The sequence below is a fragment of the Enterobacter cloacae complex sp. 418I7 genome (genome assembly GCF_050030705.1).
GTDB classification, from domain to species: Bacteria; Pseudomonadota; Gammaproteobacteria; order Enterobacterales; family Enterobacteriaceae; genus Enterobacter; species Enterobacter intestinihominis.
The window spans coordinates 3,814,817-3,833,878 of sequence record NZ_JBLGUU010000001.1 but is presented as its reverse complement, the minus strand read 5'-3'; the positions used below and the strand labels follow the sequence as shown (position 1 = coordinate 3,833,878).

The 19,062-nt window shown below is 50.7% G+C and carries 14 protein-coding genes and 1 tRNA gene; 7 read left to right on the top strand and 8 right to left on the bottom strand.

The annotated features are described in order from the left end of the window. Positions 1 to 11: 11 nt before the first annotated feature. Together ACQG0S_RS18455 and ACQG0S_RS18450 are read right to left on the bottom strand one after the other, a co-directional pair. On the bottom strand, positions 12 to 3,059 hold the full coding sequence (locus ACQG0S_RS18455) for an autotransporter outer membrane beta-barrel domain-containing protein (RefSeq protein ID WP_063137641.1): 3,048 nt from the start codon (positions 3,057 to 3,059) through the stop codon (positions 12 to 14). A gap of 114 nt (positions 3,060 to 3,173) precedes the next feature. Then, entirely contained in the window at positions 3,174 to 3,488 is a 315-nt protein-coding gene (locus tag ACQG0S_RS18450; RefSeq protein WP_003862457.1) for a lipoprotein, read from the bottom strand. A 175-nt stretch (positions 3,489 to 3,663) separates the two neighbouring features. On the opposite strand from ACQG0S_RS18450, the gene ACQG0S_RS18445 reads away from it, so the two are divergent. The 4 genes from ACQG0S_RS18445 to ACQG0S_RS18430 all read left to right on the top strand — a co-directional run bounded on the left by ACQG0S_RS18445 (position 3,664) and on the right by ACQG0S_RS18430 (position 6,969). Then, positions 3,664 to 4,296: a response regulator transcription factor gene (locus ACQG0S_RS18445; RefSeq protein WP_003862456.1), complete on the top strand. Its 633-nt coding sequence runs from the start codon at positions 3,664 to 3,666 to the stop codon at positions 4,294 to 4,296. Further along, a complete protein-coding gene (locus ACQG0S_RS18440) occupies positions 4,293 to 6,086 on the top strand; it encodes a hybrid sensor histidine kinase/response regulator (protein ID WP_063137639.1) in 1,794 nt (597 codons plus the stop codon). Before ACQG0S_RS18445 ends, ACQG0S_RS18440 begins: the two co-directional genes overlap by 4 nt. Positions 6,087 to 6,187: 101 nt before the next feature. Continuing rightward, positions 6,188 to 6,481, top strand: coding sequence for a DUF1778 domain-containing protein (locus tag ACQG0S_RS18435; protein ID WP_022649379.1), 294 nt, complete (start codon positions 6,188 to 6,190; stop codon positions 6,479 to 6,481). Further along, the gene (locus ACQG0S_RS18430; protein WP_048966570.1) at positions 6,478 to 6,969 is read left to right on the top strand and encodes a GNAT family N-acetyltransferase; all 492 of its coding nucleotides are present in this window, start codon (positions 6,478 to 6,480) and stop codon (positions 6,967 to 6,969) included. The genes ACQG0S_RS18435 and ACQG0S_RS18430 overlap by 4 nt, the downstream gene beginning before the upstream one ends. A gap of 151 nt (positions 6,970 to 7,120) precedes the next feature. Here ACQG0S_RS18430 and ACQG0S_RS18425 read toward each other — a convergent pair whose 3' ends face one another. Further along, a complete protein-coding gene (locus ACQG0S_RS18425) occupies positions 7,121 to 8,815 on the bottom strand; it encodes a hypothetical protein (protein WP_048966569.1) in 1,695 nt (564 codons plus the stop codon). Then, on the bottom strand, positions 8,812 to 10,722 hold the full coding sequence (locus ACQG0S_RS18420; protein WP_022649376.1) for a hypothetical protein: 1,911 nt from the start codon (positions 10,720 to 10,722) through the stop codon (positions 8,812 to 8,814). The genes ACQG0S_RS18425 and ACQG0S_RS18420 overlap by 4 nt, the downstream gene beginning before the upstream one ends. A gap of 514 nt (positions 10,723 to 11,236) precedes the next feature. Here ACQG0S_RS18420 and ACQG0S_RS18415 point away from each other — a divergent pair. Then, entirely contained in the window at positions 11,237 to 11,689 is a 453-nt protein-coding gene (locus ACQG0S_RS18415; RefSeq protein ID WP_022649375.1) for a hypothetical protein, read from the top strand. A gap of 43 nt (positions 11,690 to 11,732) precedes the next feature. Here the strand turns inward: ACQG0S_RS18415 and ACQG0S_RS18410 are convergent. Further along, positions 11,733 to 11,808: transfer RNA gene (locus ACQG0S_RS18410), tRNA-Phe, on the bottom strand. Positions 11,809 to 11,903: 95 nt separating this feature from the next. Continuing rightward, a complete protein-coding gene (locus ACQG0S_RS18405; RefSeq protein ID WP_003862452.1) occupies positions 11,904 to 12,617 on the bottom strand; it encodes a DUF554 domain-containing protein in 714 nt (237 codons plus the stop codon). 181 nt (positions 12,618 to 12,798) lie between these two features. On the opposite strand from ACQG0S_RS18405, the gene ACQG0S_RS18400 reads away from it, so the two are divergent. Beyond that, positions 12,799 to 14,934 carry an ornithine decarboxylase gene (locus tag ACQG0S_RS18400; protein WP_023298579.1) on the top strand — a complete coding sequence of 712 codons (2,136 nt, stop codon included), beginning with the start codon at positions 12,799 to 12,801 and terminating at the stop codon, positions 14,932 to 14,934. A 101-nt stretch (positions 14,935 to 15,035) separates the two neighbouring features. Here ACQG0S_RS18400 and ACQG0S_RS18395 read toward each other — a convergent pair whose 3' ends face one another. Both ACQG0S_RS18395 and ACQG0S_RS18390 read right to left on the bottom strand, forming a co-directional pair. Next, the gene (locus tag ACQG0S_RS18395; protein ID WP_022649373.1) at positions 15,036 to 15,728 is read right to left on the bottom strand and encodes a response regulator; all 693 of its coding nucleotides are present in this window, start codon (positions 15,726 to 15,728) and stop codon (positions 15,036 to 15,038) included. Next, the gene (locus tag ACQG0S_RS18390; protein WP_022649372.1) at positions 15,718 to 17,355 is read right to left on the bottom strand and encodes an ATP-binding protein; all 1,638 of its coding nucleotides are present in this window, start codon (positions 17,353 to 17,355) and stop codon (positions 15,718 to 15,720) included. The genes ACQG0S_RS18395 and ACQG0S_RS18390 overlap by 11 nt, the downstream gene beginning before the upstream one ends. Before the next feature lie 345 nt (positions 17,356 to 17,700). Between ACQG0S_RS18390 and ACQG0S_RS18385 the strand changes: the two genes are divergently transcribed. Then, positions 17,701 to 19,062: a 2-hydroxycarboxylate transporter family protein gene (locus ACQG0S_RS18385; RefSeq protein WP_022649371.1), complete on the top strand. Its 1,362-nt coding sequence runs from the start codon at positions 17,701 to 17,703 to the stop codon at positions 19,060 to 19,062.

Genomic DNA, 19,062 nt, shown 5'->3' with positions numbered 1-19,062 from the left:
ATGGAAATAATTCAGAACGACCAGCGCAGATTGGCGTTAACAGAGTTGACGCGGGTATCCGCACCATATTGTCCCTGATAACCCACATCCAGCGTCGCAGCACGCGACAGCTGTACGCTCACGCCGATATCACCCACCATTACGTCCTCATCCACGGCTTGCCCCTGAGTAATGAACGCGTCGCTGCCCGCAAACGCCATGCGCGAAGAGGTATTTTTATCGCCATAAGCGTGCTGCCATCCCAGCGAACCGTAGAGGTTAACGTTCTTCGGCAGCTCGGTCACACCGCGCACCCCGAGTGTGGAATAGAAGGTGTTCATCGTTTCGTTACGGACGCTCAGCGCAGCGGCACCGCCGTCTTCCCTGAAGCTGTCGGTATGCAGCCGGATGTACGATAAATTGACGAACGGCTCAATATTCCTGTCTGGCTGGCCGAAACGGTAGCCCGCTTCGGTAAACGCCAGCAGCGAGTTAGCGTCGTAATCTGACTTCAGCCGATCCGAGAAGCCGCTGAAATCAACATTGCGCTCGCCCTCGATCTTGTGCCAGGTGTAACCCAGCGCGCCGCGAAGGGAGAACGCATCCTGTTGACCCGCCGCATACAGGCCAAGGTGATAGTTGTCGGTATCCGTTGAGGAGCGACGGCTGTCGACGTCGTAATCACCCCGGCTGTAGCCGAAGTAGCCGCCGACACGCACGTTATGGTCCGCCAGCTTGCGATCTGCCCCCAGCAGGAAGCCGGTGGTGTTGCCGTCCAGCTTGCCCACGTTACCGTCGCCGCTGTTTCGGCTCCAGGAGCTGAAGGTCTGGCCCCAGACGCCATTGTTTTGCGGCTCCGACTGCTGCACCAGCGACATGGCTAACGGTGGGATCGGCAGGCTGTCGTTATCAAACGCGCGCTGCATACGCTGGTTTAACACGTTAAACACCTGCGTGCTTCCAGCGATCAGGTTGGACTGCATTGATGGATAAACTTCACCAGACAGCTGGTTGAACGCCTCGCGCGCTTCCGGCGCGCTCAGCAGCAACAGCGAGTTATACAGCGCCAGCGACGGGCCACTTTGCGTCAGAGTGGAGAGCGCGCCAGCGGTATTCCACTGGTTGCTGCTTTGGGCCACGGTCTGGAAAATGCCCGGCTTGCCGCTGCCCGGGTTTTCTCCACCCGGGTTCTCACCACCCGGGTTTTCACCGCCAGGATTCTCACCGCCCGGGTTTTCACCTCCGGGGTTTTCACCGCCCGGGTTCTCGCCTCCGGGATTTTCACCGCCCGGGTTCTCGCCCCCAGGATTTTCACCTCCGGTCTCTTTCTGCGCGATGGTCAGATCGACGGCGTTGGTGCTTTGCTCAAGCGCCACGTCCAGGAAGGCGGATTTGGAAATCGCTCCGGCGAACTCACCGTCAATTCCCCCGTCGGAGGTCAAAATGCGGTAGCTTTGGCCCGTTTTATAGCTGGTTTGCGGATCCAGCGCGGTGACCTGTACCTTAGCCCGATCGCTGATGGTGGTTTTGCCCGATACCAGTAGCTGGTCGCTGCTGCCATCGCCCGCGATATCCACGTCATAGAAGGATTCGCCGATAAAGTTCAGATAGCGTTTCAGCGTCAACGTACCGATATTGCCGTCGCCAGGCGAGATATGCCCGCCAGACAGGATCTCGGTCTGGCCCAGCGTGCCGTTGCCGCCCAGCGTGCCGCCGGACTTGATTGACGCGGCGCTGCTGTAACCGACCCCGTCGCTGACGTCTGAACCCGCCGTCGCGTTGAGGATTAGCGTACCGCCGTTCTCGGCGCTAAGGGTCTGAACATCAAAAATATCGTCTTCTGGCTGGGTATTAATATTGCTGGCAATGATAACTTTACCGCCCCGCGCGGTTACGTTCGCCTTGAGTGCGGAAAGATCGCCGTTCAGCGTCGTTTGCCCGGAGGTGTTGATCACATCACCTTCACCGCTCATCGTGTTGCTGAAGATGTAATTTCCGTCGGTATGGTTGAAGTAGACATAGCTGCCGAACAGTCCGCCACGCAGGCTGATTGCCGTCTTCGCATCGAGGGTACCTGCGCCGCCCGCCGTGCCAGGCGTTGGCTCAGTTAAACCCGTGCCGGTGTCCATATTGCCGCGGCTGCCGATGATGAGCGCACCCCGGTTCGAGCCGGAACCCGATGTCCCCACGATCAGCGCATTGCTGCCAGCGGAAAATGAACCGCCGTCAATCACAGACAGCACGCCATTGCCGTAATCGCCCACGCTCACGCTGCTGCCGCTGGTAAAGCGCGAGTCCTTGCCCGCAATAACCAACTCGGCGGTTTTCCCTGCGCCGGAGACGCCCGCCACCTGCACGCCGCCAACGTTAACCGCTCCGCCGTTCAGTACGTCCAGGTCGCCATAAAGCGTCAACGTACGGCCAACGTTCCACTGTGAGCCACTCCCCGTGACGGTGGCTTTCGGGCTCAGCGTGTCGGTTTCACCCGGCCCGGTACCATTCCCGATGCGTGCATCGTAAGCGGTATTGAGCGCAGCGCCGTCTTCAATCGCAAGCGTGGAGCGTGCGCCCAGATCGGTGCCTACGCTCAGAAAATTACTGGTCACACGAGAGCCAGCACCCGTGGCGATAAGGTGGCTGTCGTAGCCGCGGGTGGTGCCGACAACAATCTCCTTTGCACTCGCCAGCGCGCCCTCTTCGACTCGCAGGGTGCCGAGGCCAAGATTCAGGTCGCCGCGCAGGACGTACCGATCGTTCACCGCGTTAAGCTCAGCGTCTGGCCCACGGACCGTGACCACGCTTTCATAAATTTTGCCGTCGAACAGCCGACCGATATTGATGTTATAGGCGGTGATTTTGCCATTATCGATCAGCAGGTTTCCGCGTTGGTTACGTCCAACATAAACATCTCCGGTGTAACCCAGCGTTTCGGTAATACGCGCGTCGCCATCAAAAAAGGCATCGGCTGCACGCGCGATATCGGCAGGTAAAAACAGTAACAGCGGCGCGGAAAATAGAGCGAGGTAAAGTCTGGAAAGCGGCGTCTTAACCGCTAAAGCATGCGATGTAGAGTTATTCACGGGCTATCTCCGTACTCATTAGCGTGATGTCTGGAAAATCGTTTTTATGAAAACTCAGATACGTCAGAAAATGTAAAAGGCGTTATTTATGTACGCCTTTTGATGCGGCGTTAATTATTTATGTGTGACAACAGGTGTACAGGTTGGCGCGCTTAGCGTCGGTGCGGATCCTAAAATCCCCGGCATCATCATTGATGAACAATCGAAAATACGCCCTTTTTCTGTCGTGGCGCGATAAGACAGTTTTTGTCCTCCCAGTGCGTCCGGCTGGGCGCCATTAACGTTGGTCACGGTTATTTCATCCGATGAGCCCAGTCCCAGCATTTTAGCGGTCTCCGCTTGCAGGAGTGGAATAGCCTGATCGGTTTTCAACGTGGAACAACCGGCTAGCATCAACGTAACGGTTAAAACGATTAGTGGTTTTTTCATAAATTATCCTTGATATCCAACCAGTTAATTTCACTGATTGTATTTATGTTTTCTTTTACCCAAATCAGCGAATAATATATTTCTCTTTCCTAATCGAAAAAACCCTCCTAAAGTAGGGTGGGTAGATAATAATTCATCTGTACTCTAAGATATGCGAAGGTAAAAGGAGGCTCCTTTGGGACAGAATTATGCGTTAGTCGTTGATGACCATCCATTGGTAGCAAGCGGCATCGCCAATTTTCTGATTACACATTGCCAGTTTAAACAGGCGTGTGTGGTGACGAATGAGGATGATTGCTACCGCCAAATTAGGGATCATGGCCCGCCACGTTTGCTGGTAATCGATTTTTGGCTCTCTTCCGGAACGGCCCTGAAATTACTCAAAGAAGTAAAACAACTTTACCCACAGGTACGACTCCTGGTGGTCAGCGGGGATGACAATAATGACATCTGGCGCAAAGTTAATGCCGCCGGGGGACACGGTTTTGTATTGAAAAGCGAGCCACCTGAGATGTTCTCGCGGGCCGTTTTCGCACTCACTGATAATCAGACCTGGTTTCCTGAGGGAAACGAAATTTCCGTTAAGGCAAATAATGAGAAGTTAAGTAAATTTAACTTAACGCCGCGACAAATAGACGTATTAAATATGATTATGCGCGGCCTGCCAAATAAACGAATCGCCGCGCAGCTTTCAATTTCTGAGCCCACGGTCAAAGAACACATCAGCAATATATTGAAAAAGATAGGTGTTAACAGCCGGGTCGAAGCCATCACGCTTCTGCACGGCAAGCAGGAACCGTCGGAATGAGGTTTTTCCAGAGCTTACAAAACGAAGGTATCTCTGCTCCGGCGCAGATCCGTTTGCTAAACAACACCTTTCTGCGGCTGGTATTTAGCTTTAGTGCTGTGCCCTTTGTGGGTATTCCTTTCGCCATCTGGATTTATATGCTTGGGGACGACCTCGGCCCAACGATTATCTGGATAATTATTTATCTGCTATGTGCCGTGGCGATACGACTATTGCACCGACGCTATCAGCGTGAAGCGAAAGAAAACGGTGATAGGGACGTCCTGCGACGCTGGCTTCCGCGTATTAATAATATCGCCTTTATTCACGGGCTGGGCATTTCTTCACTCTATTTAATTACTCCACAGACGCAGAATTTTGACTTTTTCCTGTTACTTAATATCAGCATCGCCGCTATCGTCGCCGCCAATGCGACGCATCTGACGCCGGTCATCAGCACCTTTACGCGCTTTTTCTTCGCCTCCTGGGGGGTGCTGAACCTCGGTATTATCTGGCGGCTGGATGAGTTGATGTTCATCGTGCTCATGCTGAATCTGCTTTACGGCTTCGCAATTTACCGCCATGCGTTAACTTCCCATGCGTTCTTTATTCAGCAGGCACTGCTTGAGGAAAAAAGCTCACGCCTGGCGGAACAGTTTCGTCAGGCCAAAGAGGACGCGGAGCAGGCACTGCTGGATAAAAATCAGTTTCTGACCACCGCCAGCCACGATCTGCGCCAGCCCGTACACGCTATGGGCTTTCTGATCGAAGCCATCCTCCACCGAAACCGGGACGACAGCCTGACGCCACAGCTTCTTGACCTGCAGCAGAGCGTTCGCTCGGTACATTTAATGCTCAACTCTCTGCTCGATCTCAGCAAAATAGAATCCGGGAATGTCCTCTCTGTCCCGACCAAAGTGGATATCGGTGCTCTGCTCGACTCGGTCATCACGCTGTTCCGCGAAGAGGCCAACAGCCGCGCGCTTAGGCTGTGCATCCGGCGGCCTAAACGCCGTATCTACGTGATGGGCGATTCGCTGCTGGTGCGACAGTCCCTGATTAACCTGATTCAAAACGCCCTTCGTTACACGCTCCAGGGCGGGGTGCTGGTCGCCATCCGACCGCGCGGTGACGAGTGTATGGTGGAGGTGTGGGACACGGGAGTCGGTATCGCCGATGAAGAGAAGGGCAAAATCTTCTCACCTTACTACCGCCCCGAGCTGGCATGGAAGATCGACAGCGCCGGACACGGGCTGGGACTGGCCGTAGTGGCCCGTTGTGCCAAGCTGATGAAGGTGAAATACGGGATGCAATCCATTGAAGGTAAAGGCTCACGCTTCTGGATGCGCTTCACCCAATATGCTGGCGAAGACATCGCGCCGGATATCCCGCCCGCCGCTGACAACACCGCCACGCCGGTACGCTATGCGCCCCTGCACGGTTCCTGCCTGGTCGTCGATGACGACCCGCTGGTGACGTCTGCCTGGGAGAGCCTGATGAACATCTGGGGAATCGACGTACGCTGTGCGGCCTCGGCTGAAGAAGCGTTTGCCATAATCGACGACGGCTTTACGCCGTTCGCCGTGCTGTGCGACCAGCGTCTGCGATCCGGCGAAAGCGGCTTCGATATCCTGAAAGCGCTTTTTGACCGTCTGCCGGATATGAGCGGCGCCATAGTCAGCGGCGAATTTAATTCACCGGTTCTGCTGGAGGCGGAGCAGGAAGGGTATCTGGTGCTGCGCAAGCCTCTGGAGCCGGCTAAACTGCATGCGCTGCTGACGCAGTGGTCAGGGTGTCGTGGATATAAATAAGTTGAAGTCCTTTCGGTTCGGTGCCTTTTAAAGCGTTGTAATGACATCTGCGTTACGCGTGTTGTATACTTAATATCCATTGAACAGAGGAGGACAACACCATGCCAGCTGCAAACACTATGGCGGTGAAACGCGAAACCCTTAACCTGCGCATCAGGCCTGCCGAGCGGGATCTTATCGATCGGGCAGCGAAAGCGAGAGGGAAAAACCGTACTGACTTTGTGCTGGAAGCAGCCCGCGCAGCTGCGGAAGAGGCACTGATCGAACAACGCATCATAATGGCCGATCCAGAGGCTTATCAGGAATTTCTGACCCGTCTGGATCAGGCTCCAGCACCTAATGCCGCACTGCGTAAAACTATGCAGACCCTTGCGCCGTGGGAGCAGGAAAAATGATCTCTGCCCCAGTGCCCCTTCGAGCCGGGCATATTCTTACTCCATTTTGCTGTGGGGTAGATTCGATGGATAACTGGCTTAAGCAGCGGGCGATGAAAAATCAGGCCAGTGGTGCATCGCGTACATTTGTCTGTTGTGGCGGAGATTCTAACGTACTGGCTTATTACGCGCTGGCGTCCAGCGCGGTCACAATGAATACGGCACCCGGCCGCTTTCGTCGCAATATGCCCGATCCCATCCCTGTTGTAGTGCTGGGACGCCTGGCGGTAGATCAGTCTCTTCATGGGCAGGGCGTTGGTCGGGCGCTGGTACGCGACGCCGGGCTGCGGGTGATCCAGGTGGCGGAGAGCATCGGCATCCGCGGAATGCTGGTTCATGCCCTGTCGGATGAAGCGCGGGAATTTTATCTGCGGGTGGGGTTTGAGCCATCGCCGATGGATCCGATGATATTGATGGTGACGTTGGGGGATTTGGTGGCGAGTATTTAGCAGAGATATAGAACTCTTTCGTATTGAATGAAGAGCACTTCCAGTTCGTGCAGGCAACACCATGAATCAAAAGGTACTTCAAAAGGGACCAATGGGCTTTAAGATAACGCCCATTGGTGAAGCATGATATAAAACCGAAAAACGTAATTTATCACTCTGTTTTTTTTTGCATGCCATACCAAAGTACAGCGGGTACAGGAGTTCTAAAATGTCTGCAGGCAATAAAATCGAGTATAATTAAACCTGCCTGTGTCGCACTTGACTCTTTAAAAATATTATATCTTTTGTTTTTACGTAGTTCATCCATTCTCTTCTTGTAATCATTCATATTATCCGGAAAAGCTATTGGTGCCTCGGTCTCACCAGTGAAGGATTGAGCTGGATGAAAGTAAAGGTGTCTATAAAGGTCATTCGTTGGGTGCCATAGCTGGGAGCATATATTTTTATATGAATCTTTTATTCCAGTTAATAATGCGGAATATCCTTCTTCTTTTTCCAGTATCACACACCATCCCATTAAAGTGGGGATAATCCAGGACATGTTTGTTGTTTTTTCTTTTAAATATGCATCATCGCTATTGCATTCCATGCTAATAAGATCGTCAATAGAATCTGTTGATATCGGATGTTCTCGTCCAATCCTGAGTACGTAGTCCAACCTCCAAATTAGTTCTCTAAGCCATTTTTCGACAGCATCCTTTCTCCCCATCAGCGAAAGAAATATTAATCCAAGAGCAATTTCAATGGCATTCTCATCAAGACGTGGCGAACCAGATGCGGGATTGTTTATAATTAACGCACACAAGCTATCGGCAACGATATCGGCATTATGAATCTGAAGCGCACCACCATTATTATCTTTCCTATGGGCGAGGAAAAAATTATTTAATCCGAGAGTTGCAAGTATACCAATTTGTTCAAATACAGTTATGTTGACCAGTGAACTTTCAGTTGAATATGAAGAAAGAATATATTTTCCATGGAAATATGGTTGAACTTTGGAAAAATATTCAGCTGAAATGTTAATGTAACTTTGCCATATAACTTCAAACGCAGGGAAGTATTTTTCTGGATCTTTTTCAAGATTGATGCGGTGCCATACCCATAGTAGACATCGTTCAGATACAAACAAAGCTTGCTTAGTGTTGCCATCCTGTATTGCCCAGTAAGCTAATATATTAGCCGCGAGATAGCAGGTGCGGATTGACTTCTCCAGTTCTACTTTATTGATCTCTTTAGTTTTTCTCCCCTCATCATCAAGCATCAGGATTCTTAGTAGTAACCGATGATAATCAATCCGTGAATAATCATTTTCACTAATCAATGATAGCGACTTTCTTAAATCGGTTCTGTCAATATCGTTAAATATATGCTCGTTTAACATGTATTTTTCGATAAAAGTGGAAAGCTTATCTGCTCCCCAGAAATCAAACTCATGGGGTTTATGATCATCAAGATATCCGGCCCAATTTTGATTTATCTCTTCTTTCATATCACCACTGGTGGATAAAATTATTTTCTTGGGCAGTTTTTTGTGTTTTGGTTGTAAATGATTTCTAAGGTAAACATCAAAAACTTCATTTAAACTTTGTCGTATGGACTGTGGCCCGGAATCCCATTCAGATCTACCAAGATCTTTTTGCTTAATTACAAATATAAATAGTTTTTTTTCCCCATCATCAGGATCTTTACCTATTGCAGCAATATCGACACCATATTGTCTTGTTCCCGTTTGTGTAGTAAATAAAGGGACGATACTCATTGATAATAATAAATTAGGCAATAGCCTGTCGAGTTCATTTCTCTCTTTCAATGTTCGAATATATTGAGAAATTAGTACTTTCATATTGTATCCTTTTTTGCTGTCTTGAACATTGCCAAGCGTAATTCATACCCAACATTGTCCATAACGTACCTTCGCGGAAGAGAATAGCTACTCGAAAATGGGTACAGATATGATGGTTCACTATAGCCAGTACCAAAGTTATCATTGTAATAAAAAGAGCCTATTCCTGCTTTTAGTTGTATGCGGGTAGCTATTTTAAATACAAGCGAATCTTCATTTATAGCCTCTTGGTTTTTGGTCATAACTTTATTCCGTTCTTTTTGAAAGGACAGTACATATGCTGAAGGTGGTTCGAATTCTTTTACTCTTGGATATATTTTTAGAGAGTTAAGATAGTCTTCCGTACGAACAAGTATTTCGTCATATATTTTTAATAAGCGATTTCTTTTGTTCCTGATTTTATTTTTGCATTCTCGTATTACATCAATAACATAGTTTGGATAATCAATGGCTATTTCATTTGATATGACAGATATTACAATTTTATCGGTTCTTTTATTTGCGTTATCAATATTCAGTAATGAAAGTATGGAAGACATTAAATGTTTCTCATTAGTAATATAACCCAAAGTTCTACGCACCAAAAAAATGAAATCTCTTTCAGTGAAATTATTAATAATGGGAAGGCTATAACTTAATGAATTACTACTATCATTAACCATTAAATATGTGGATAGTAATTGTGAAAACTCAGAGATTTCTGGAGTGTCATCTATAAGTGCCAATGTGAAAATTTCATTCATTAATTCAGTGGATTTTGTAGCATGATATAAAAAACTCTCTAATTCCTGAGATTTTCTTACTATAGAAGCATTCTTTATCATTACAAAGAGGCAGTTAATCAATAAATGATGTTTGGTTTCATCTTCAGTGAGTGATGATAAAATATGGAGTATTAACCCTCTGAGTTCGATATCATCTCCTGAGTTAATACAGATGATATTTATCCAGTCAGGAAAGTCAGCATGAGATTGTAACTTTTTAGCTGTTGCTATTTTTTGGCAAAGCAACGCTATTGCTTTTATATTTTTATCCTTGAGCAAATTAAGGATGACTTCACAAAATTCAGGTATTTTATCTACCGTATTTACGATTGCTTGTATAGCAGCATTGGAAATATCTGTAACCGGAGAAGCGATTTTTTCTTGGATGATTAATTTTATTTCATTGTTACGATATTCTATATTATTCACCTCAACATATCTGCCAAGTATCCACAAGGCTTGAGGAGACAAGATAACATCATTTTCTTCTATGTCAGCGAGCAAAATATCAATAGCTGATGTATAGTTTTCTTTTCTTAGTGAAAATAAGGCAATATTATAGAGGTGAAGAGTTTCTTTTTTTATATCTGAATGAAATTTATTAATTATCTTATAACATTCTTGAGGGTTATTGGCTAGTCGTTCTCCTAACAATGTAAATACTCCAGGATATTGATTGTATTTATTGTGAATGGTGGAGAAAAAATTAAACAAAGTATTTATATCTAGATGTTTAGAATGTTTTACAAATTGATCGGACAGAGACGTAACTTCATATTGGTTACGTTCAGATGCGAGCAGCATATGCCAAATATTGATTTTATCTTCATATAAACTGAGAAATATACCTGCGGTTGAACGATCATCACGCAAAGTCTTACCCCATATGCAAAAAGCAGTCTGAAGTATGATTTTCTCTGCATCAATGCAATCACTGTCTATTTCTGAGAAATAATGATGGGCAACATAATGATCTCTGTCTTCATAAGATGAAAAGATTAATTTACCGTCCTTTAGACAGTAGCCTTCAGATTTCTCTACGTTTAGAAATGAGAGCTCCTGTTCAGTGAGTTCATACTCCATTTCATCTGAGTTTGACAAAAAGAGTTTATAAGCAATATCTTGAACAAGATTATCCTTCATTATCATACCTCCAATAAAGGCAGGATTATGCCTGTAAAGTTTAACTCTATGCTTTATACCAGAAAAATGGGCTTGACCACCCTCATCAAATCAATGTCCGTGTTTTTTACCGTAAGCATAGTTATGTTTTGTATGCAGTGGAAGAGGAGAGACTTGGTTTAATGAACGGGCTGATACATAGAGAACTTGCTTCACCAGCTGTTTTTTTATTTTCTACGAGCTATCTTCCATAACCTCGCTTGCTGCTATTGGCTAATTACAGTATCTTTTACCCGCACCTGCAAAATCAGGTGTCGGGCTTGACCTCCTGAAAATTGTTACAGGCGACATATGACGCGCCAGCGTCTTTTTTATGTCGTACGCACGGCTATACCTCAATGGCGGGCCGGGCGGGGGCGTCGTAAGGCGCGCCGGTTTCCTGTAACGCCGGTAAGGTCAACCCTGCTCGGTTCCGCCACCCGTGAGATTGACCTCTCCAGTGACGGAAATATAAACGTTACAGGAGGATGCCACTATGGCTACTATCCCAACATCGATTCACCCTTTATTTACCGTTTCCTTCAATCACAAAACCGACTTCACGGAACTCGCGGACAACTGCGAGCGTTTTAGTGAAGCGCTGGTGGAGTGCCATGATCCTGTGCAGAAAATGGCGTTGTGCGGGCGGCTTTGTGCCTGTCTGGCCTTATTACAACCGACGTTGATGGAACCTGTGCCGGAGTTTTTAAAAGAGAGCCTGACGGTGGATGAAATACCATTGCATGTACCTGCTTTTGAAGTGGAAGCGGACCAGGTGGGGCATTACTGCCAGGTACTGACACAATTGATAGTGAGTGGGTCTCTGACGGTGGAAGCCGAAAGAGTCATCAGTGATTTACTGTATGAACTGGTGGGATATTACGCCGAAACGTTAAAAGCGCCGCGTTGGCTAAGAACAAAAGAAGGAAGCATTGAGCTGTTAGACTAGCCCAAAAGCAAAAACCCGCCTTTTGGGCGGGTTCTTTAAATAGTGGTGCCCGGACTCGGAATCGAACCAAGGACACGGGGATTTTCAATCCCCTGCTCTACCGACTGAGCTATCCGGGCAACGGGGCGCATTAAACCCGATCCTCCCTCCGACGTCAACGAAATTTGTTGTTTTCGTTGCAGACTGCACACTCTCTCACCATTTCGTCGCAAACTTAAGCGAAAAAGTGCGTCCAGAGCGCGGAAAGCGGCATCGCGAGCAGCAGGGCAGGGAGCATGTTCACCACTGCAAACATCTTGATGCCACAGATGCGCAGCCCTGTCGCCAGCAGCAGCAGGCCGCCGACGGCGGTAAAGTCCGCCATCATCGCAGGCGTCGTCAGCGGCAGGATCAGCGTGGCGCAGGTGGCCAGCGCCAGCTGTATAAGCAACATCGGTACACAAATCGCCGCCACGGCGATGCCGAGGGTGGTGGCAAAGATGGTGGCAGTAAAGAAATCCAGAAACGCTTTCGCAATCAGTATGCTGGGATCGCCGGTCATCCCTTCCTGCATCGAACCGAATATCCCCGTGCCGCTGGCGCAGAACAGAATAATGATCGCAACGTAGTTCTGAATAAACGACTCGTGCGTGCCGTGCTTTGCCTTGCCCGGTCGGGCAATCAGATTTTTGGCTTTGCCTACCGCGTGATTAATGCCTTTTTCCAGATAGCAAAACTCGCCGATCAGCGCGCCGAGCAGTGTCGCCAGTACCATCACCGGCAGGTTGGCGCATTTCACCACTAAAAGGATACCAATCCCTAACGACGCCAGGCCAAAAATGGAGGGCATGGAGACGCGAATACGCTCCGGCAACCGCTGGCTTAATACTGCCCCAAGTACACCGCCCAGCAATACGGCTCCCGCATTGATAAAGGGTCCAATCACCACGTTTAACTCCTGTTATTTAAGCACTGGCATTGCATGATTATGGCACGTCCGTCCCTGATTATGCTTAGCTTTGGGAGGCGTAACGCATACTGATTCCTTCTTGCACCTGAAAATAAAAGGTGACATGATTGCGCGAATTTTCTCCTTCCTGTCTCACCGTTCGGTGAGGGTATTTGCGCTTATGAAAACCATGAAAATTGCCGTCAGCCGTGAGCTGGTATCCAAAGTTTCTACGCATCGCGAAAAGGTTATGCTGGATAACACCGATTTCACCGATGTGGCGGCAGTCGTCATTACGGTTGTTGAAAGCTACAGCGGCATTCTTGCGTTGCTGAAGCGTACGGGCTTTCAGCTACCGGTATTTATGTTCTCAACAGAGCCAGGAGAGGTGCCAGAGGGTGTCACGGCGATCATCTCGGGTAAAGCACAGGAATTGCTGGAACTGGAATCTGCCGCCTGCCGGTATGAAGAGAACCTGCTGCCACCCTTTTTTGACACCCTGAGCCAGTATGTGGCGATGGGAAACAGCACCTTTGCCTGTCCGGGTCACCAGCACGGCGCCTTTTTTAAAAAACATCCCGCCGGGCGGCAGTTTTACGACTTCTTCGGTGAAAACGTGTTTCGTGCCGATATGTGCAATGCCGACGTGAAGCTCGGTGATTTGCTGATCCACGAAGGTTCTGCCAAGCACGCGCAAAAGTTCGCGGCGAAAGTGTTCAACGCGGATAAAACCTACTTCGTGCTGAACGGCACGTCGGCGGCCAATAAAGTGGTGACCAATGCGCTTCTGACCCGTGGCGATCTGGTGCTGTTCGATCGTAACAACCATAAGTCCAACCATCATGGGGCGCTGATCCAGGCCGGGGCAACGCCTGTCTATCTTGAGGCAGCCCGTAATCCGTTTGGTTTTATCGGCGGGATCGATGAACACTGCTTTGATGAGGCCTGGCTGCGGGAACTGATCCGTGACGTCGCGCCGCAGAAAGCCGCCGAGGCGCGCCCGTTCCGTCTGGCGATCATTCAGCTCGGCACCTACGACGGCACGATCTACAACGCCCGTCAGGTGATCGACAAGATCGGTCACCTTTGCGACTACATCCTCTTTGACTCCGCCTGGGTCGGCTACGAGCAATTTATCCCGATGATGGTGGAAACGTCTCCGCTTCTGCTGGAACTGAACGAGAACGATCCGGGAATTTTCGTGACCCAGTCGGTCCACAAACAGCAGGCCGGGTTCTCGCAAACCTCACAGATCCATAAAAAGGATAACCATATTCGCGGTCAGTCGCGCTTCTGCCCGCACAAGCGGCTGAACAATGCGTTTATGCTGCATGCCTCCACCAGCCCGTTTTACCCGCTGTTTGCGGCGCTGGACGTGAACGCCAAGATCCACGAGGGTGAGAGCGGACGCAGGTTGTGGGCTGAATGCGTCGAGCTGGGCATTGAAGCGCGCAAGGCCATCATCGCCAACTGCAATATGATCAAACCCTTTATCCCACCGGTAGTGGCGGGGCGGCCATGGCAGGATCACCCCACGCAGGCCATCGCCAGCGAGCGTCGCTTCTTTAGTTTTGAACCGGGTGCAAAATGGCACGGTTTTGAAGGCTATGCCCGTGAACAGTATTTCGTCGATCCGTGCAAGCTGCTGCTGACCACGCCGGGCATTGATGCGGAAACAGGGCACTATACCGATTTCGGCATTCCGGCGACCATTCTCGCCCACTACCTCCGCGAAAACGGCATTGTGCCGGAGAAGTGCGATCTCAACTCCATCCTGTTCCTGCTGACGCCAGCCGAGAGCGCGGAGAAGCTAATGCAACTGGTGGCGATGCTGGGGCAGTTTGAACAGCATATTGAAGACGATACGCCGCTCGTGGATGTGCTGCCGACCATCTATCAGAAATACCCGGTGCGTTACCGCGACTATACGATCCGTCAGCTGTGCCAGGAGATGCACGATCTCTACGTCAGCTTTAACGTGAAGGATTTACAGAAGGCGATGTTCCGCCAGGAGAGCCTGCCTGCCGTGGTGATGAACCCGCAGGATGCCAACCAGGAGTACATTCGCGGGAATGTCGAACTGGTGCGTATTCGTGACGCCGAAGGACGCATTGCCGCCGAAGGTGCGCTGCCATACCCGCCGGGCGTGCTGTGCGTGGTACCGGGGGAAGTCTGGGGTGGAGCAGTACAGCGCTACTTCCTGGCGCTGGAAGAGGGCATTAATATGCTGCCGGGTTTCTCGCCAGAGTTGCAGGGCGTTTACAGCGAGAAGGATGCCGACGGGATCAAGCGACTGTATGGGTACGTGTTAAAGTAGGGCCCCTCACCCTAACCCTCTCCCCAAAGGGGAGAGGGGATTGCACGGAGCCCCGTCTTTTCACCCTCGCCCCTTTGGGGAGAGGGCCGGGGTGAGGGGAGTTAAGTCGCACTACGCCTGTACATCCTTCTCGGATGCCCAATCTTCCCGTACAGCATCTCCACCGTCAGAAAACCCACCTCCACGCAGTGTTCCAGATAGCGCCGGGTGGTGGTTTTACTCAGTCCCGTCTCGCTCACCACCTCATCCACCGTAAAGCAGTGCGCCGCCTTGTTGTTAAACAGCGTTTGCACCCGCGCCAGCGTGTTCTCCTCTATCCCTTTGCTGCCGTTGTCCAGTCGATAATTTTTCGCCTGTAGCTGATAGAGTGAATCCACGTTCTGCTGGTCGACAATCTTCCAGACGCGCTGCTGTTCGGCAAACTGCACAAAACGTTCCAGCGACTGGCTCAGGCGTTTCCAGGAAACCGGCTTGAGGATGTAGTCGAACGCGCCGTTACGAATCGCCTGGCTACAGGTATCCATATCGCTGGCGGCGGTGATGAAAATCACCGAGCAGTTGGCGCGGGTGAGCATCGGGTTGCTGATAAGGGTGATGCCTTTGCCGTCCGGCAGATAGTTATCCAGCAGCATCAGCTTCGGCTGTTTGCTCTCCAGTTGTACCTGCGCGTCGGCCAGTGACGCGGCAATCCCCACCAGCCTCAGGCGCGGATGTTTACCGATAAGCTCCGCGTGCAGTTGCGCCAGTTCGTTCTCGTCTTCAACAATCAGTACGTCGATAAGTTCATGTTGCATAGTCGGTATCTTCCAGTTCCTGTACGGGGTGCCGGACCGTTCCCGTGGCGGGAATAAACAGTGAGAAAATGGCACCGCGTGGGGTGTTATCGGCAACTTCAATTGCACCGCCAGCCTGCGTGACGTAGCTTTCAATCAGATACAGGCCAATACCGTGATCGCCGCGCGTTTTGGTAGTGATGCCGCGCTCAAAGATCCGGTCGCGGATCTCCGGTGTGATGCCGACGCCCTGGTCGGCGACTTCAATAATCAGTTCCTGCTCGTTCAACTTTATTAGCACGTCTACCGGGGCATGCGGGAGCGGGGCGCGCTGGGTCGCTTCGATGGCGTTATCCAGCAAGTTCCCGATGATCGAGACTAGTTCCGATTCGAGCAGCGGCAGGAAGGGTTTGTCCACTCGGCAGGCTGGATCGAAGCTCAGCTCAACGCCTTTTTCACGCGCGCGGGCGGCCTTTCCAAGCAGCAAACCGCACAGCGTCGGGGAGCTAAAGCGGGACGAGATAAAGTCCAGCAGCTCCTGAGCGTGTTCCGACTGCGCCTGTATATAGCGAATTGCCTCGTCATAACGGCCCATATGCAGCAGGCCGGACAGCGTGGTCATGCGGTTCAGCTGTTCATGGCGCATAATGCGCAGGTTATCAACATAGCGCTTCACCTGGCTGAGCTGGGCGCTGAGCGAGTCGATCTCGTTGCGATCGCGAAAGGTGATCACCCAGCCCTGCAACGCATCTTCCAGCATGATCCGCACCCGGCTGGCAATGACCGTGAGATCGTTAAAGCGACAGATCTCATCGTGGGTGTCTTTCGCAAGCATGGTTTGCGCGTTAAAGAACGGGACGGGCGCGATCACCTGGCTGATGAGTTGACCCCGCAGTTCGCGGGCGGGCTGGCGTAAGCCTAATAATTTACGCGCCGCCTGGTTAATCACCTCAATGCGGAGATCGTCGTCGATGGCAATCACCCCTTCATAAATGGATTCCATCATCGCCTTTTGCTGACGCACCAGCAGGCCGATTTCGCGCGGCTCCAGAGAGAATATCTGCTTCTTGATGCTGCGGGTGAAGAACCAGGAGAAAATAAACAGGGCGATAAGCAGCAGCACGGCGGCAATCAGGATATTAACCACCTTGCTGACGGTGATGGTGTCCAGATAGCTTGTGAGATAGCCTACCGAAACAATCCCCACCACCTGCCCGGCATCATTAAAAATGGGCGCTTTGCTGCGCAGCGAAATGCCTAACCCGCCCTTGCGGATGGTGATGGTGCTTTTGCCGTGTAATACCTCGTCGTTGTCTCCGCCAACCAGCGTTTTGCCTACCCGGTCGGCAAACACGGAATGGAAAAGATGCAGCCCTTTATTGTCACCAATCACAATAAAACTGGCGTCGCTGCGGGCGGCTATTTTCTGCATAAAGTCATGGATGCCCTGGATATCCTTTTGTTCGACTTCTTTTCGCAGAGAAGGAATAAGCGCAATTTCTTCGGCCTGTATTTTTGCGCGCGCGCTCATTTCCTGATAAAGCTGCCTGCCGACATCGACATAATAATATCCGCCCAGTAATGCGAACAGCACTGAGAAAAAGGCGACCAGCGAAATAAACAGCTTGATCTGAAACGATACTTTCATAACTATCACGCGAGATATCAACAGGTCGGCTGAATATATCATCTTTTAAGGCCAGGATGCCCGCTTTGCCGAAAACTTGTGATCCCTTGCACAGCGCAGCCTGTAAAAGATTTTTCCGAAAGTCTTATCCTCTTAAGGCTAAATGAATAAATGTTATTTCTTTGTTCAGTTAAGAAAAGAAACCATAAAAACCACGGTAATAAATAAGGCATAAATCACATTAAATAAAAGAAACCATTAAAACCATAGCGGCCATTAAAACTTCGCTTTTAATATGCCATTCCTCACATAAAGTAAGCCTTTGTGACTCTAAGCTGGACGCACAAAATAACTAAGGGGCTTATTATGAGCACAACTGACGATTCATTCTCTGTTACCCACGACCCGATTGATATTCAGCGGCCATCGCTCAAAGAGCGCTGGTGGCATATTATGGATACCTGGAAAATCGGCATTATTCCTCTGCCACTGTTCGTTCTGGCGGGCGCGCTGATTGCGATAGATTGCCTGGGCGGAAAACTGCCGAGCGACATCGTGGTCATGGTGGCCACGCTGGCCTTCTTCGGCTTTGCCTGCGGTGAGTTCGGCAAACGCCTGCCGATTGTCGGCAAGCTCGGCGCGGCGGCAATTTGCGCCACCTTTATCCCTTCCGCGTTGGTCTATTACGGCCTGCTGCCGGACGTGGTGGTCGAGTCCACGACCAAATTCTATAAATCCACCAATATTCTCTACCTCTATATCTGCTGCATTATCGTCGGCAGCATCATGAGCATGAACCGCACCGTGCTGATCCAGGGCTTCCTGCGCATCTTCTTCCCGATGCTGTGCGGTGAAATCGTCGGCATGATTGTCGGCATGGGCGTTGGACTGGCGCTGGGCCTCGAGCCGTTCCAGATCTTCTTCTTTATCATTCTGCCGATCATGGCGGGCGGCGTCGGGGAAGGGGCGATCCCGCTCTCTATCGGCTATGCCACCCTGCTGCACATGGATCAGGGCGTGGCGCTCGGCCGCGTGCTGCCGATGGTAATGCTCGGCGGCCTGACGGCGATCATCATCTCCGGTTGCCTCAACCAGCTCGGGAAACGCTACCCGCACCTGACCGGTGAAGGCCAGCTGATGCCTAACCGCGCCAACGCCGATGCCACCGTCTCTCAACCCGCGTTCTCCGGCAAAGCGGATGTGACCACCATCGCCTCCGGCGCGCTGCTGGCGGTGCTGCTGTACATGCTGGGCATGCTCGGTCACAAGCTGATTGGTCTGCCAGCGCCGGTCGGTATGCTGTTTATGGCGGTGCTGGTGAAGCTCTGCAATGGCGCCTCTCCGCGTCTGCTGGAGGGTTCTCAGGTGGTGTACAAATTCTTCCAGACCTCCGTGACCTACCCGATTCTCTTCGCCGTTGGCGTGGCGATTACCCCATGGCATGAACTGGTGGCGGCGTTCACCGTCAGCAACCTGCTGGTGATTATCAGCACCGTTTCCGCGCTGGTGGCAACCGGATTCTTCGTTGGCAAAAAGATTGGTATGCACCCGATTGATGTCGCCATCGTCTCCTGCTGTCAGAGCGGGCAGGGCGGTACCGGTGACGTGGCGATCCTGACCGCAGGCAACCGCATGAGCCTGATGCCATTCGCCCAGATTGCTACCCGTATCGGCGGGGCGATTAACGTCTCTGTCTCACTGCTGATTCTGGGCAACTTCCTCGTTTAA

Excerpts from the sequence above, each read along its gene's own strand:
- ACQG0S_RS18450 (WP_003862457.1), bottom strand. The coding sequence starts at position 3,488 with ATGAAAAAACCACTAATCGTTTTAACCGTTACGTTGATGCTAGCCGGT.
- ACQG0S_RS18440 (WP_063137639.1), top strand. The coding sequence starts at position 4,293 with ATGAGGTTTTTCCAGAGCTTACAAAACGAAGGTATCTCTGCTCCGGCG.
- ACQG0S_RS18435 (WP_022649379.1), top strand. The coding sequence starts at position 6,188 with ATGCCAGCTGCAAACACTATGGCGGTGAAACGCGAAACCCTTAACCTG.
- ACQG0S_RS18430 (WP_048966570.1), top strand. The coding sequence starts at position 6,478 with ATGATCTCTGCCCCAGTGCCCCTTCGAGCCGGGCATATTCTTACTCCA.
- ACQG0S_RS18425 (WP_048966569.1), bottom strand. The coding sequence starts at position 8,815 with ATGAAAGTACTAATTTCTCAATATATTCGAACATTGAAAGAGAGAAAT.
- ACQG0S_RS18420 (WP_022649376.1), bottom strand. The coding sequence starts at position 10,722 with ATGAAGGATAATCTTGTTCAAGATATTGCTTATAAACTCTTTTTGTCA.
- ACQG0S_RS18415 (WP_022649375.1), top strand. The coding sequence starts at position 11,237 with ATGGCTACTATCCCAACATCGATTCACCCTTTATTTACCGTTTCCTTC.
- ACQG0S_RS18400 (WP_023298579.1), top strand. The coding sequence starts at position 12,799 with ATGAAAACCATGAAAATTGCCGTCAGCCGTGAGCTGGTATCCAAAGTT.
- ACQG0S_RS18395 (WP_022649373.1), bottom strand. The coding sequence starts at position 15,728 with ATGCAACATGAACTTATCGACGTACTGATTGTTGAAGACGAGAACGAA.
- ACQG0S_RS18390 (WP_022649372.1), bottom strand. The coding sequence starts at position 17,355 with ATGAAAGTATCGTTTCAGATCAAGCTGTTTATTTCGCTGGTCGCCTTT.
- ACQG0S_RS18385 (WP_022649371.1), top strand. The coding sequence starts at position 17,701 with ATGAGCACAACTGACGATTCATTCTCTGTTACCCACGACCCGATTGAT.